We start from the raw sequence: 16,101 nt of genomic DNA on the forward strand, positions 1-16,101 counted from the left end.
TATGACTCAAAAATTAAGTTGATACAAAATGCTAAGTGCAAAAATTCACGATTTTTGAATGAATTTTGTGCAGTATACTAAAAAACATAAAAGAAGAATAATTTGATCTTATCTTGCATTTTTAACGGTATTTGCAATCCTCTTACTAATCGATCAACTAACCAAGACTTTCATTTTTAAACATGGAAACATCTTCGAGTCCAGATTATATGGTGATTCATATTATGTAACTCTTGAAAACAGAGAAGTTCCTGCTGAAAGTATATATCCATTTAATCGTGAAGATTGAATTGATTGAGGTATTATAGGTTTTAGATCAATTTATCACCGTGGTGTAACAATTCTACCCAAAGGTGTAAATATTACTTTTATTCAAATTTTAAGTGTCGCAATCTTAGTTGTAATCCTAACTGTTTTATACTTCGTAGACTGAAAAGCAGCAATTTTCTTAGCAATTATTGCTGCTGGAGACGCTGGAAATATGCTAGATCGTTTCATTTTTAAAGGACATGTAAAAGATATTTTATGAGTGCCTTTCATGGAAAAAAGCAGAAATTTAGGAACCTTTAACTTTGCAGACATCTGAATCGTTTTAGGCTGTGGATTATACGTATTGTACTTGCTTATAGAAGTATTATCAGACTACATTTCTAAGAAAACAACACAACATAATTAAAAAAACATCACATAACGTGATGTTTTTATATAGTAAAAATTTCCGATTATTAATTAGAAAACAAGAACAACTTAAATGTACATAAAAACCACCTTACAATAACTTTGCAAAGTGGCTTACTGGCTCAAAACCAGTTGGCGTCTAAATGACGACTACTAAACCATGAATTATTTATGAGAGCTAAAAAATATGCTAAATCAAAGAGTGTTTCAATAAATGAAAGAAGAATGAAGCAATGACTTAGTATATTAATAACTGGACATGTGAACCGACATGTCCTTTTTAATTATAAGTAATAGCAATTAAGAAAAAGATTTTTTCCAGTTTTTCCACATTATAAAAACAGGACTCGCCTGTTTTTTATTATCAGATTTTAATTCTCTTTTCGGGAGCTAAATACATTTCATCGCCTGGTTGGATGTTGTAGTGTTCTTGGAAGTCTGCTGAGTTCATTAAATGAACATTAGCTCTCTCTTTGGCTGGAGCATGAACGTCTGTCATTAATAACTGTTTAGCAGTTTCTAAACGATATTTTGCTTTTCAGATTCTTGCTCAGTTTTCGAAGAACAATTCTTTGTTGAAGTCATCCTCAGTTTGGGCAGCTGCATAAGCACATGCGAATCCACCCATATCAGCGATATTTTCAGAAACTGTAAGTTGACCATTTACAGGTCCAGCGGGTGTGATTCTAGTATTGAAAAGTTCAATAACATCTTTCGTTTTTTCTTGGAATCTTTTAAGAGTTTCAGGACCTCATCAATTATTTAAACTTCCGTTTTCATCAAACTGTGATCCATTGTTATCAAAAGCGTGTGAAATTTCGTGAGCGATTACAGCACCTATTCCACCGTAGTTTTCTGATGAGTTAGCATTGAAATCAAAGTATGGCTTCATTAAAATTCCAGCAGGAAAAACAATGTGATTTTTGAATGGATGGAAATAAGCGTTAACTACTGCTGCTCCCATTTCTCATAGTTTATCATCTGTTTCTTTTAGATATTGTTTTCTTCTGTAATCAAATACTACTTTTCCGATTTCGATATCATTGGCAATAAAACTTCCTTGTGCATCCACTTTAATTTCGTAGTAGTAAGGAGCTATTCTTTCAGGATAACCAACCATAACACCTAGTTTGTTTAGTTTTCTGATTGCCATTTTTTTAGTTTCTTCTTCAAGTCAATCATTGCTTTCCAGTCTTTGTTTATAGATAGCAATCATTTTTTCAATCATTTTTTCAAGCTTTTCTTTAGCCTCTTTTCCAAAGTAGTTTTCACCATATCATAAACCTACTGCATGTGAAAAGAATTTTGAAGCAACGTCATAGGCATAATCTTCAAGAGATCTAATAACAGGTATTCCTGATATTTGCTTTGTATAAGCAAACACTCTTTCACGTAAAGCTTCTGAAACCATTGATGCATATAGAACTAGGTTTCTTGTAATTAAATAATCTTTGTAAATTAAAAAGTTTTGATGGCTAAAGATTTCATCAAATTTAGCGAAGAATTTTGGATTATCAATAACAATGCCTTCAATATCTCTTTCAACAAATTCTTGCCCCATTTTTACAAGATCATATTTTTGCGAAAGTGCCTGTGAAGCAGCTAAATCTAAAGGATTATACAAAGCAGTATAGTTAGCTTTTTCTACTGATGTTAAAACGTTTGATTTAATAATTTGGTCAAAATCAAGTGTGTTTTGAGCCATTGATTTTGCTTTTTCTTGATCGATACCATATGATACTAAAACATCTTGCGCTAGTTTATTTCATTCGTTTAACAAGTTTTGAGCTTCTGGTTTTGAGTAGTATTCTACAGAAGGTAGAATTGTTCTTAGTTCAGAAAGTCAAAGCACTTTTTTCTTATTATCAACAAAATCTTCCTGTACTTCAAATTGAAATGGTAAGCTTGATAAATAACTTGCATATTTAACGTGATTTTTGGCAATATCTGCAAAACTGGTTAGATCAAAAAGTTCGTCAAAATATTTTTTAGCAGGCTCTCAAGTTTCCTTTGCCCTTTTATCACCATCTAAAATTAATTTATACAAATTAACATATTCATGAATTAGTTTCATTTCAGGTAATGTTTTTTTGCCTTGTGCTCATTCTTTAGTTGTTGTTTTTAATAAATCTTCTAAGTGCAAATCTAGTTCTGCAAAAGAAGAAATAGATGAACGGTCAGCAGGAATTTCTGTTTGTTCTAACCATTCTTTGTTTACATATTCGTAAAAGTCTTTTTTAAGTAAACTCATTATTCCTCCATTTATAGTTATTAAATTATATAAGCAAATAAATAAAAAAAAGAAAAAACAGGCAAATGCCTGTTTAATGATCGTTTTTAACGAAATGGTACGCCCTAGAGGATTCGAACCTCTGACCCAATGGTTAAAAGCCATTTGCTCTACCTGCTGAGCTAAGGGCGCAGATATTGGTGCCCAGAACTGGACTTGAACCAGCACGATATTACTACCGAGGGATTTTAAGTCCCTTGCGTCTACCTATTCCGCCATCTGGGCTTGTAATGCGTTAATTATTATAACGCATTTAAGAAAAATTTTCGATAAAAAAATGAAATAAAAACTTTTAATCTTAGTGTGCGACACTAACCACAAATGTCGCATAGTTATTTTAGCATGAAAAAAGATAACGACAAAGATTTTTTTGAATTTTTTTGAAAAAGTTTAAAAACTCTTAATTTGTTATAATAAATCAAATTATATATAAGGAGGTTTTATGGAAAACCAATTTAACTATTCACCTGTTTCTAATAAAAGTAGATTAGCCCTAGTTTTATTATCATGATTCTTAGGAGCTTTTGGGGTTGATAGAATATACGCTGGATCAATCGTATTAGGAATTTTAAAATTAATCTTCGGATGATTTACATTTGGTATTTGATGATTAGTAGATTTCATTTTAGCAGTTGCTGGAAAAATGAAAGATTCAGACGGAAACTACATTTCACAATGATAGTAATTTAAAAATAGACAGAAATGTCTATTTTTTTATACGCATTCCATAAATGTGGAAATTTTACATCTTTTGTAATACTGATGATTTCGTTTAAGAATTTCAAACAATCAAAAACATGTCTATATTTAAGGCAAATAATTTGTTGAGTAAAAAATTTTAATATTTATTAAGTTCCTATTAAAAAAATAATCATTGAAAATACTATCACGGTATTACAATTAAAATACTGACTTTAGAGTAAAGGCAGAATATATATATATATATATATATATGACCACATAAAAAGAAAAATTTAGAAATAGGAGTTTTATGAAAAAATGAAAGAATAAATCATTTTTAATTTCTGCAGGAGGAGTTCTTTTATTATCAACGCCTCTTTTTGTCTCAAGTAATTCGCAAGATTCAGGATCAACATCTGGAATGGACTTTGAAAGCTATGAGGGAGAAGTACAAAGATCTGTTCAGGAGACCGATGTAGAAAGAGAATTGTTTGAAACAGCAAACTATCAGGAAGCAAACAACTATGTTCCACATTTTATTTCAATATCAGAATATTCAGTTGCTTCTAGACAACATCCAGATCACAGATCTAAATTTTTAATTGATTCTCAAAACCCAACAAATAATTACTTATTAAATGTTAATAGACAGGCAAAAATTGAAAAAATTGACGCAAGTAATGTTCAAAGATTAGATAGCACAATAAAGGAGTTGTTTGCGAATAAAAATGGAGAATACACATTATGAAGGGCAACATTTAATCAAGGGGTGCTTCATACTGGATACTCAACAAAGAACGATCCTAACTCAAATGCTTATTTTATATATATGTCAGATGACATGAGAATGGTTCCAGGTTCAATTTTTTTCAGAACAATAAGACATGATTTCGGTAAGACTGAGGGTAGGACTTTCCCATACTATAATGATTTAGAGTTCCAAAGTGAAAAAACTACTGGGCCTGGTTCAACATGAGAGTACAAAAAAGCAATTAACATAATAGATGAATATGGAAATTTAGAAGAGCAAAGTACTAACGCAACTGGTGCTTTAGGTATTTTAAAATATGACTACAAATCAGCAAGAAACACATATAACACAAACCCTGATAAAACACTTTATGTAAATAATGACAATAATACAGATAAACTCAATGCACTTAAACAAATACATAGTGAATTAAATGACAAAGCACACTTATGAAATGAAGGACCTAAAACGCAAGAACATTTTACAGATTTAATGGAATCGCTTACATTCTTAAATGAACCTAAATTTAATAATGCTGAACTTAATGGTCCTGGTGGAGTTAAAAGTTTTTCACAAGCCTCAGTAGGATCTTATTTAAGGCTTTACCCAAAAAGTGGTTTACCTAAGAGTTCTGGAGGGATAACAGATTTAAATAATCAAAAAGTAGAAGTATTTTTCATGACTAAATTAAACAATTACTCTCCTTTCATGAATAATGTTTCAAGATCTGGAAATGGAGTCAGATTCAATAAGAAATCATATATTGGGGCTTCTGCTATAATTACTCCCAATCGGCCTGGTAATGGGGATAAAAAGGATGTAACAAAAAGTCATGTTTTAGCTTTTGATAAACAAGACAGAACTTCGTTCGAGGTCAAGATAACAAACAAAGCAGTTATACCTACTAGGGGATTGGTGACAAAAGCAACATTAGACGCAGATAGCATTAATTCTGATTTTAAGCTTTTTTATAAAAGTGAAGATGGATCTCAAGATCAAACCGAACGTGAAATCGGTGTGGTTGAAAATGTTAGAAAAAGTGGTGTTACTCGAAGTGGAATTTGAGTAAATAAATTACTTTTTTCAAACACTGAAAACAACTACGATATTTTAAAAAGAGTCAATAAATACTTTCTAAAAGCCAAGGTTAAAAACGCTGATGAAAATGTAGTTTGAGTACCTAAAATTAAAACAAGAAGTATCAATCAGTTTACAAAGGAAATTGTTGTTGATATTGACTGAACACCAGAATTAACAAGAAAAGGTATATTTAATCTTGTGGTTAAACCAGAGATTGATAAAGTAAGGCAAAACTTGATAACCCAACAACAAACTAATGGAAATTTATTTAATCGTTCTGTAAACGCCTTGTACAAAGAAGTTTTCGACGTTATGGAAAAAGCTGCAAAAGTAAGAATTTTAGAAAAATCTGATGCAGATCAATTAACCAAAGACAACGTTGAAAACTGATTAAATCAATCAGTAAAAATTGTAAATTACAGATGAACAAAAGAATCTGCAGAAAACTTAACAAAAATTTATTCACTTTTAGACGAGTCTAAGGCTGATGTTGAAAAAATGGATTCTGTGAATCAACTTTTAACTCAAAAAGAGTCTGAGTTTAATGAAATTAAACAGAAGAGCTCGCAATCAAGTTATGATAAAAGTCTTTTAGCACAAAAAATAGTTCAACTTCATAATTTTTATAACCAAAATATAACCGAAGATAAACTGGATTCTTTTGACAAAATTGATGGATTCAAACAAAAAAATGACGAAATAGATACTTTTATAAATCGAAATACAAGAACTAACCCTGCTGGTAAAATTTACGATGAACCTAAAGGAAAGGCATTTGCAACTTTTTCAGAAAATGTACTTTTTGATAATCAAAAAACAAGCTTAACCACTCCTATTGAAGAAAAAGAATTAAACTTTTCAAGACACTCAATGTCAGATATCAAAAACTATTTCTTTGTCAAAACGAATGATTTACTTTTATCATTTAGAGATAAACTTAATTCTTCGAAATTAACTATAACAAAATTGAATGAGAATTCTAATTTCTTAGACTCTCAAGCAAAAACGCTTGTAACTGAAATGATTGCTAAAATTAAAAATTCAAACAAGTTAACCAACACTTTGAAAACTTCTCTATTTGGTCAATTATTGTCTTCTCAATCTTCAAACTTCAATAACGGAGAACCAGTATCAGAAGAATCTGTAGATTGAATTCAAATTTTGGAAAACTATCAAAGTGTTTCTCAAAAATTAAGGGATTATGAACAAAAGACTGATTTAGCTAGACAGGCAATTCAAAAGTATATTGACATTAGACCTAAAAATAAATACAAGTACTCTACTGATGCTCCAAAAAACGCTTTGGACAAAAAAGTTAATGATCTAGCTAAAAAACTAGAATCTTATGAAAATACCACAACTGGTTTTCAAGGTGATGGATTCCAATCGGACTCAGCTTTTGATACTGAACATGTTAAGGTTTTGGACGCTAACATCTTAGATGACTTCTCTAATATAGTGTCTGAAGTTAATTCGTTAATTCAGGCACTTGATGGTGATAGATTGGACAAAGAAACAACTAGGCAAGATATTAACTCTTCACGTTTAGGTCAAGAGAAAAAGCATGAATTGGAAGTGCTTCTAGATTCTAAAAATACACAACATGAAGTTGATGCAATCAGACACATAGATCTCCCCCTTGCTATATTTGAAGCTGATAAAACTACCAAAAAATATAGATTAGCTTCAGATGAAAAAAGAACTGCTTTCGATAATAAATTCCAAGAATTAAAAACGAAAGCAGATCAAGCTAAAACGGGAAATAACTTTGAAGAAGTAAAAAGATTAAAAAACGAACTTGACAACTTATATAACGCTCTTGATGGTGATCAAAACTATCAAAGAGTAATTGACAAAGTTAAAGGTCAATCTCTTCCAGGTAGTCTTAATTCAGTAAACAACCCAGAAACACAAACGCCTTATCAGGCAGATTCTCAGACATTTAGCTCTGAAAATCAAACAAAGTTAGAAGAGTATCTAAATGGATCTTCTTTAGATAGTGCTTCATTCAAAAACTTAGAGAGTAAGCTAGATGAATATATTAAAAATCATTTAGATAAAAAAGCTGCTTCAGTCAAAATAAATTCTGCCAAAAACACTGACTTGTATAACTTTGAAAAAAGCGAAGCAAATAAAAACTCTTATGACGCTGCTTTAACGGAATTTAGTAATTTGCAAAAATCACAACCTGCTGTTACCGATTTATCTTCTTTAGAAAGTCTGAATAATAAATTAAGCGAAAAATTCAATGCTCTCAAATCTGCTCACGATTCATTAGATGGAAACAGAAACAAACTAGTGCAGTATCTAAATTCAATGGAAACTCTTTCAGAGCAAGAAAAAGCAGACTTTAAAACGCAAAATATTGATAATTTAGAAAAACTAATTAATGTTTCTAAGAGTCAAGAAGTTGTTTCTAAAATAAAAGAAAAAGTAAAAGAACACTTTAATTCAACAATCGAATCTAAGCAAAATCTTAGTCAAGGTTCAAAAACAAAACTTAAAGCGTTATTGGAAAACAACTCAATAACAGAAGTTTTTGACAATGGTGCAACTAAAAACGATTCTGTAGTCTCGTTGACTCTTAAAAAAGCTGATGCTATTGTCGAAATTGAATCAATGCAAGATTTAACAAGTTATCAAAAAGAAAAGTTTATAAAAGAATTGTTGGATAAAAATGATAATAATTTTGAAAGCATAAAACAAAACGCAAAAGCTTTAAATGATAAAAATAAAGCTCTTAAAGAATTAATAGCAAATCAAGACAAATCATCCAATAAATACAAATTAGCTTCATCTACAAATTCATATGACACTCTTTTACAGTTTTTAAATGATTACATAAATAATACGAATGATCAGTCGAAAGATTTAGATCTTACAGCGTTAAATTCTAAATACGATCAACTTTCTCAAAAGTGAAACGAGTTAGACGGAGAAACTAACCTTGCTACTGCAAAAGAAAATATTAAAGCTTTAAAAGAAGCTAAAAAGCTAACAGAAAATCAAAATAACAGCTTGAACTCTCAACTAGATTCAGCTATATCAAAAGATAACTTAGACTCTATTGTCAAAAATGCAACTGATTTTGGAAATGCTTATCATGATCTGAAATCTAAAGTTGCAAAAGCAAAAGAACTCAAAGAAACTCTTTTATATAAAGGGGAAACGCAGGATATAATGCAACAATTAGATTCAGAGTTATCTTCAGCTGAAGAACTCTTAGTTGAATTAGAAAAAGTAGACTCAGTATCATCCACAAATATAACAGCTAAAAAAGATTTAGCAACTACCAAGGCTTCAAGTTTACAGACAAAAATCGATGCCTTAAATGGAATTTATAAAAATGCTCAAAATAAACTTTCTAACAAATTTGAGTTTATACAAGATAATGAAAAAACAAGATTACTTAGTTTAGTGAATCAAAAAGCCAAAACAATTAGTCAACAAGATCATGATTCATATCTAAATCAAGCATTTACGTCTTCTCAAAACAACGTTAAGGCTATGATAAATGAAACGAATAATCCTATTTCAGAGCCTGAAAAGCGCCGTTTGGTTGCATTAGTAAATTCGGCTACAAAAGTAAATTTAAATCCTGAAGAATCAGGAAATGTAGACGAGCAACTAAAATCAGTAGTCACAGATCTTAATGAAACTAAAGCAAAATTCAAAGAAGTAAAAGACCTAATCAATAAACCCGATTCACCTTTAAATAATGCTCAAAAAAGAACGTTACTTAGTGACTTGAATCAAACGGAAAAATCTAATGTTGCAGACAAAAAATTGCAGACTCAAGAATTAATAAATTCAATGCAATCTCTGAAGGATTATGTTGAAAAACTTAAGACTGAGAGTCTTGTTGATCCAAAAAATAATCAAGATTTCGCTGATGCAATACCAAGTAAAAAGTCTGAGTATGATGCTGCTCTAGAACAAGCTCTAGAAGTGCTAAACTTAGAAAATGGTTCTTCTAAAAATAAAACAGAAGTTGATGCTCTAAAGCAAAGATTAGAACAAGCGAGAGAAAGTTTAGACGGAAATGAAAGACTAACTAAAGCCAAACAAGAAGCAAAAACTGATATAGAGGCATATCCAGAAAACTTTAAACGTAAGTTTGCCGATGAATCAAACAAAATGATTAATAATGCAACTAACTTAGTTGAAACACAAGCTAATAAGCAAAAAATAGACAATGTCAAAGATAAGTTTCTGAGCCTTTCTGAAACGGTTGCTAACGACTCGACATTAAAAAGCCAGCTTCAATATACAGGGGCTGATCAAAGTGATAAAGATGCTTATGAAGCAGAATTAAACAAAGCTAAAACTCTTTTATCGTCAAATCTAACACTGGATTCGTTAACCAATTTAACAGATCAAGTAAGCACTCTGAATGAAAAGATCAATGCATTAAATGGTGAGCAAAAAATCAAAGAGAAAAGAACGCAAGCACTTGCAGAACTTGAAAAATTAAACAATTTAAATAACAATCAAAAATCATCCATAACAAATCAAATCACAAACACTATCCAAAATTCAGACATCAACGATTTAATATCCAATGCAAAAGAACTAGATGCAAAAATGAAACTTTTAAATAATGAAGTTAATAAGTATGAAAAAAGTACTAACCCAATTCAAGATAAAGTGGATTATACAAATTCAAGTTCAGATCATGCAACTGAGTATGATAATGCCTATAAAAAAGGTTTATCAGTCTCAAATCAAGAAAACGGAATAGCTGAATTATCACCTCAAAAAGTTTCTGAATTAACAGAAGCTCTTAAAGACGCAGAGTCTGCTCTCGATGGAGAAGAACGGCTTGCAAAATCAAAACAAAATGCTCTTTTAGAAATAGAAGATATGAAAAATCTTACAAAAACTCAAAAAGATAAACTAAAAGCAAGTATAAATTTAGAGTCAACTAATTCTAATGCTAAAGTTGAAAATATAATGGTTAACGCAAGAGAGTTAGATCGTTTAATGAAAGATTTAAACGATATTCTTTTACAGACAAATCAAATTGCACTATCTCAAAATCCAGATTATCAAAATGCTGCACCAGAAGACAAAGAAAATATCAAAACTAAAAACGATTTTGCGAATGAGCTTATAAACAGTGTAGATTCATCAGATTCAATCAGCCCAAAAGCAGTAGAAACAGCAAGGGTTGAGCTAGAAGAAGCTCTAACCAAGCTAAACGGAAGGCAAAGAACTCAAGAAGCTCAAAAAGAGTTTAAAAATTCGTTAGAGAATTTAAGACATGTAACTCCTAAACAAAAAGAAGCTCTTCAGGCAGAACTAGATAAAGCTGAAACGCCAGAAAAAATTGCAAGTTTAACAACCAAAGCTAAAGAACTTGATGATTTAATGGAAAATGTAAATCAGACAGTGATAGATTCAGAAAAAGTTAAAAAGACAACTGATTATAAAAATGCAGATCTAGCTCTAAGGCACAATCTTTTAATTCAAGATCAAAATCTAGACAAAATTCTTAACTCAGATGATTTATTAAATGTCGAAGAAATCCAAAAAACTAATGAAGCTTTAAGAAAAGCAATTAACAGTTTAGATGGTGATGAAAGACTGAAATACGAAAAATCACGTGCTAAAAAATCTATTTCTAGTGCGCAGAACTTAAACGATAATCAGAAACTCAAATTGATTGAAAAAGTAGAAAATGCTAACTCAAACAAGGAACTGGACCAATTAATAGAATTAGTTAATGAACTAGATCAAAAAATGAAAGCTGTTAAAGATAGTTTTGAGTCTAAAAAAGATCAAAACCTTTCAAAAGATCAAATTCAAAATTATCAAGATGCGTCATCTGATAAAAAAGAGATGTATGGTGCCGTACAGAATCAAGTTTCAGAATTAATAAATAACGATCCAAATATCGATCTGAATTCAATAAAAAATCTTTTAGATGACTATCAAAATGCTTTTGAGTCCCTTGATGGTTTACAAAGAAGACAAGTACTGCTAGATCAACTGCAAAAAGAAGTTAATGGATCGCAAGAAGTGCTTAATACTCAAGACTTTGCAAACAGTTCCTTAAAAGATCAAGATAAATACAAAAAAGCTGTTAATGATATCAAAACAATCTTAAATAATTCTTCTGATTTAGTGATTGAAGACCTTCAAAATGCATTAGATAAAGTACAAAATGCTAAAAAAATAGTTCAACCATCATTAGAAGATGCACTAGAAATTCTTAATGAATTGACTAACATAAGCGATAGCGATAAAAAAGCATTAACTAAAGAACTTCAAGAAAATGCTCAAAATCACAACTTAATTTATACAATAAACAAAGCCACGGAATTAGATAATAAAGTGCAAGAGTTTCTTGATTTAGTAGATTCTCTTGACAATTTAGGATCGAAAGAAAAAGCAGTAATCAAAGCATTATTGAAATCTACTCCTAGTTTAAACGAAGGAACTGTCGATACAACGAAGTTAAGTAACATACTCGAAAATGCCAAAGATCTTAATGATAAGGTTTCTAATTTTGAAAATGAACTTAAAAAATACATTTCAGGAAATCAAAAAAATATTTCGAATGTGAAAAGTGCATTTGATGAAATCAAGAAAAACACTTTAGCAGCTGTAGACCAGTATCAAAAGGTTGTTGATTACCTTGAATATCTTAAAAAGTCTCAAGATCTTTTAAAAGATTTACAGGATTCGGATTCAAGTTCAAAAGACTATTCAAAACTTGTAAATGATATTAAAAAACACGTAAGCAATCAACCCGAAAATGCTGATTTATCTTTAAATGTTGAGTTAAACAGAATTGCAAATAATGCTGTAGAACAGTCTCAAAATACAAATGCAATTTTAAATGCTTGAATTGAATTAGTTCACTCAATCCAAATTAAAGATAAAACAAAGTATGATCAATCTCTGAATGTTTTAATCGAAAAAGTCTCTGATAAAGAAGTGTTAGTTAAGATTAAAGAACTAAACTTAATTGAAATATTAAGTAATAAAGAAAACACAAAAGATAAGATTAAAAATTTAACAAACATAGTTCAAGATCCAAAAACAAATGAATTATTGAAATCTACACTAAAGAACTTATTTCCAGGTGTACTTCCTGAAGGCCCTATTTGACCACATATTTTAGTAGCTTCAATTTCAGCCTTCTTTGTTGCTATTGGACTATGAATAAGACATAAGAGTAAACAAATATAAACAATAAGCACAAATCTAATTTGTGTTTTTTGTTTGACTTTTTTACCTATATAGCAGGAGTTTTGGTCTATAATTGTTTCATGAATCTACAAGAGCTATTTACAATGCAATTAGAGCTAGATAATGCAATCGGACAAAAAGCAAAAGCAAAAGATCCAAGTTGAAATGCTGATGAAATGCTAAAACAGGGAAGCATTGCGATATTAGTTGAGCTTGCTGAATTTGCAAATGAAATTCAGACCTTTAAATACTGAAAGCAAAATAAAACAGTGAACAAAGATTTAGTTCTTGAAGAATATGCTGACATATTACACTTCTTAATTTCTTATTCAAACCACTTTAAATCAGAGAGTGAAATCAAGATTTTATATAAAACAAGAGACGTTAATCAACATATTTTGGACTGTTTTTCAATCGCTTCGAAATGATCCAAGAATCCTAATAAAAGGGTTCTAAAAAAACTATTTGGTTACATTTTAGGATTCATTACTATTTTGAATATGTCGGAACAAGAAGTCGTGGCAGCTTACAAAGCAAAAAACCGTAAAAATCATGAACGTTTAAAAAATAATTATTAATCTTATATAATTATTATATGCCCATGTGGTGGAATGGTAGACGCTGCGGACTCAAAATCCGTTGGAGAAATCCGTGCAGGTTCAAGTCCTGTCATGGGCACCATCGAACTAGAGCCTATAAGGGCTTTTTTTATTTAAAAAAAGACCAAATATTGGTCTTTTTATCTATAAATTGGGATCTTCTTCGTCTTCAGCATGTTCAACTGCAGTATGCATATTGCTGATTTGTTCGATCCGTTTTTTGACAGAGTAATACAGCTCAAGTATTTCCTCATCGTTTTCTTGCTTAGTTTTATTGTAATCAAAAATATATGAAGTTTGCAACTGTTGGAATAAAGCGTCGTCACGAACTTCTCTTGGTATTACATTTTTCATACCTAAAGAACTGTTGAAAACATATAACATAACCTCAAATGCAATGTCTTCTAACATTGCCTCAAAAAACTTAGTACCTTCATCTGTATAAACTTGGTATGGATTTTTTTGTGCATATTGAACTAAGTTAATATTTGAACGAAGTTTATCCATAGTGTTAATATGACTTTGTCATTTATCATCTAGAACACTTAAAACAATTCTTCGTAATTCTGATTCCACTGATGATTCATCAAGGTTGTCAATTGCATTTTCTTTTCATTGTTCATAAATATGAATTAACTTATCTGAAATATAAGCTGATATATCTTCTTGGTGAATTTTTTTGATTTCTTCTAAGTTAAATTCGTATTTTGTGATGCTTCCTACTTTTTCATTCAAAAACTTAACAAAAGCTTCATAGTCAAAATTTCCACCGTGCAAATGATAAGATTCATGCGAAACAATCGAGTTTACAGAGTATTTAATCATTCTTTCAACAATAAAAGAAGGATCTTCGGCTAGTAAAATCAAATCACGTTGTGAATAAATTAAATCACGTTGTTGCCTGATGACATCATCGTAATTTAAGACACTTTTTCTTGAGTCGTAGTTAAATCCTTCAATTTTCTTTTGTGCCTGATTGAATGCGAAATTTAACTGTTTTGAAGTGATTTCTTTACCTTTTGAATCAGCATAAGCAGCCTTAAAGTTTTCGTGGTTACTAAATCTTTGCATCAAGGGATCATCTAAAGAAATATAAAACTTACTTGTACCAACATCTCCTTGACGACCTGAACGACCTTTAAGTTGGTTATCAATCCTTCTTGATTCTGATTTATCTGTTCCTAAAACATATAACCCACCAAGAGCTAATGCTTCTTTGCTTAATTTAATGTCTGTACCACGTCCAGCCATGTTGGTCGCTATTGTTACTGAACCTAGTTCTCCAGCTCTTGAAATAATGTCAGCTTCTGCTTGGTTTTGCTTAGCATTTAAAACTAAGTGTGGGACACCTTTTTTTGCCAATCTTTCGTGCAAAATTTCTGAATCTTCAATTTGAGCAGTACCGACCAAAATTGGTTGTTTTGTAGCATGTATTTCGATAATTTTATCCACTACAGCATTTCATTTATCGTTTGCACTTGCAAAAATTGCGTCTGCCTCATCTACACGAGCAATTGGTAAATTCGTTGGAACAACATTAACACGCATATTGTAGATATCGATAAACTCTTGCTCCTCTGTTTTACCTGTCCCAGTCATTCCACATAGCTTTTTAAACATTCTAAAGAAGTTTTGGTATGTGATTGTTGCAAGTGTCTTAGTTTCAGGTTCAATTTCAACCATTTCTTTTGCTTGAAGAGCTTGTTGTAGACCTTCGGAGTAACTACGACCGTCCATAATTCTTCCTGTAAAGGTATCAACTAACTCAATTTTCCCTTCACGAACAATGTACTCAACGTTATTTTTCATAACTTTATGAGCTCTTAAAGCGTTTGAAATTCTATGTACCATTTCACTATTTGAAATGTCATACAGATTTTCGAATTTGTAAAAATTATTTGCTTTTTTAATTCCTGAGTGTGTTAAACTAATCGCTTTAGATTCGTCATCAATAACATAATCATCTGAAGTTAAAATTCTGACGAATTGATCTGCTGCATAGTACAATTGCGTATTTTCGCCTTCACCACCAGAGATGATTAAAGGCGTTTTCGCTTCATCGATTAAAATCGAATCCACCTCATCAATTAAACAGAAATTAAGTCCTCTTTGAACTTTTTCTTCCATTGATCCAACCATGTTATCACGAAGGTAATCAAACCCCATTTCGGCATGAACTGAGTAAGTAATATCAGCAGCATAAGCAGCTCTTTTTTCGATTGGATGCATTTGAGCTTTGTTTAAACCTACAGTTAAACCTAAGAAATTAAAAACTTGCCCCATTTCGTTCGCATCACGTTCTGAAAGGTATTCGTTAACTGTTGAAACAATTGCCCCCTTACCTTCAAGCGCGTTAAGATAAACAGGGGCAATTGATGTAATAGTTTTGCCTTCTCCTGTTTTCATTTCGGCAACAGAACCTAAATCTAGTAAGATTCCGCCCAACATTTGCACGTCATATGGTCTTTTACCTAAGATTCTTTTTGTTGCCTCACGTGAAACTGCAAAAGCTTCAACGCGAATATCTGCTAAAGTTTCACCGTTTTGTAGTCTTTGTTTGAATTCAAGAGTTTTAGCTTTAAGTTCATCATCACTAAGAGGTGTAATTTGGCTTTCTAGATCATTAATTTTAGTTAATGTTCGATAAGCTAATTTCATTTCATTTGAAGAGAATAAGTTGTTTAAAAATTTCATAATTAAAAATATTATAATATGTTTTTAAATATATTAAAATTATATAAAACCCACATTTACAAGCGTTTTTGCTGTTTTTTGAAGCTTCATTTTTTGTGCTTTTAGCAAAACGGCTTTCTTGTTATTTGTGT

6 protein-coding genes and 3 tRNA genes are annotated in these 16,101 nt (G+C 30.8%); 5 read left to right on the forward strand and 4 right to left on the reverse strand.

Annotated elements, in window-relative coordinates:
• The first annotated feature begins 1 nt into the window (after position 1).
• Positions 2 to 676, forward strand: a complete 675-nt coding sequence (locus K4L35_RS02780) for a signal peptidase II (RefSeq protein ID WP_221617412.1) — start codon at positions 2 to 4, stop codon at positions 674 to 676.
• A 363-nt stretch (positions 677 to 1,039) separates the two neighbouring features.
• On the opposite strand, the gene K4L35_RS02785 is transcribed toward K4L35_RS02780, so the two are convergent.
• The 3 genes from K4L35_RS02785 to K4L35_RS02795 all read right to left on the reverse strand — a co-directional run bounded on the left by K4L35_RS02785 (position 1,040) and on the right by K4L35_RS02795 (position 3,193).
• The gene (locus tag K4L35_RS02785) at positions 1,040 to 2,929 is read right to left on the reverse strand and encodes a M13 family metallopeptidase (RefSeq protein ID WP_221617413.1); all 1,890 of its coding nucleotides are present in this window, start codon (positions 2,927 to 2,929) and stop codon (positions 1,040 to 1,042) included.
• A 95-nt stretch (positions 2,930 to 3,024) separates the two neighbouring features.
• A tRNA-Lys gene (locus K4L35_RS02790) sits at positions 3,025 to 3,100 on the reverse strand.
• Between the two features lie 6 nt (positions 3,101 to 3,106).
• Positions 3,107 to 3,193 (reverse strand) — tRNA-Leu (locus K4L35_RS02795).
• A gap of 217 nt (positions 3,194 to 3,410) precedes the next feature.
• Here K4L35_RS02795 and K4L35_RS02800 point away from each other — a divergent pair.
• From K4L35_RS02800 to K4L35_RS02815, 4 genes are all read left to right on the forward strand, one after another.
• Complete coding sequence (locus K4L35_RS02800) at positions 3,411 to 3,650, forward strand: TM2 domain-containing protein (protein WP_221617414.1); 240 nt, start codon at positions 3,411 to 3,413, stop codon at positions 3,648 to 3,650.
• A 309-nt stretch (positions 3,651 to 3,959) separates the two neighbouring features.
• Complete coding sequence (locus K4L35_RS02805) at positions 3,960 to 12,677, forward strand: GA module-containing protein (protein WP_221617415.1); 8,718 nt, start codon at positions 3,960 to 3,962, stop codon at positions 12,675 to 12,677.
• Between the two features lie 80 nt (positions 12,678 to 12,757).
• The gene (locus tag K4L35_RS02810) at positions 12,758 to 13,255 is read left to right on the forward strand and encodes a dUTP diphosphatase (protein ID WP_221617416.1); all 498 of its coding nucleotides are present in this window, start codon (positions 12,758 to 12,760) and stop codon (positions 13,253 to 13,255) included.
• Between the two features lie 19 nt (positions 13,256 to 13,274).
• Positions 13,275 to 13,358, forward strand: a tRNA-Leu gene (locus tag K4L35_RS02815).
• 62 nt (positions 13,359 to 13,420) lie between these two features.
• On the opposite strand, the gene secA is transcribed toward K4L35_RS02815, so the two are convergent.
• Complete coding sequence (secA, locus tag K4L35_RS02820) at positions 13,421 to 15,970, reverse strand: preprotein translocase subunit SecA (protein ID WP_221617417.1); 2,550 nt, start codon at positions 15,968 to 15,970, stop codon at positions 13,421 to 13,423.
• Positions 15,971 to 16,101 lie beyond the last annotated feature (131 nt).

Source organism: Mycoplasma sp. Ms02 (assembly GCF_019720735.1).
In the GTDB taxonomy this organism is placed as follows: domain Bacteria; phylum Bacillota_I; class Bacilli_A; order Mycoplasmatales; family Metamycoplasmataceae; genus Mycoplasmopsis.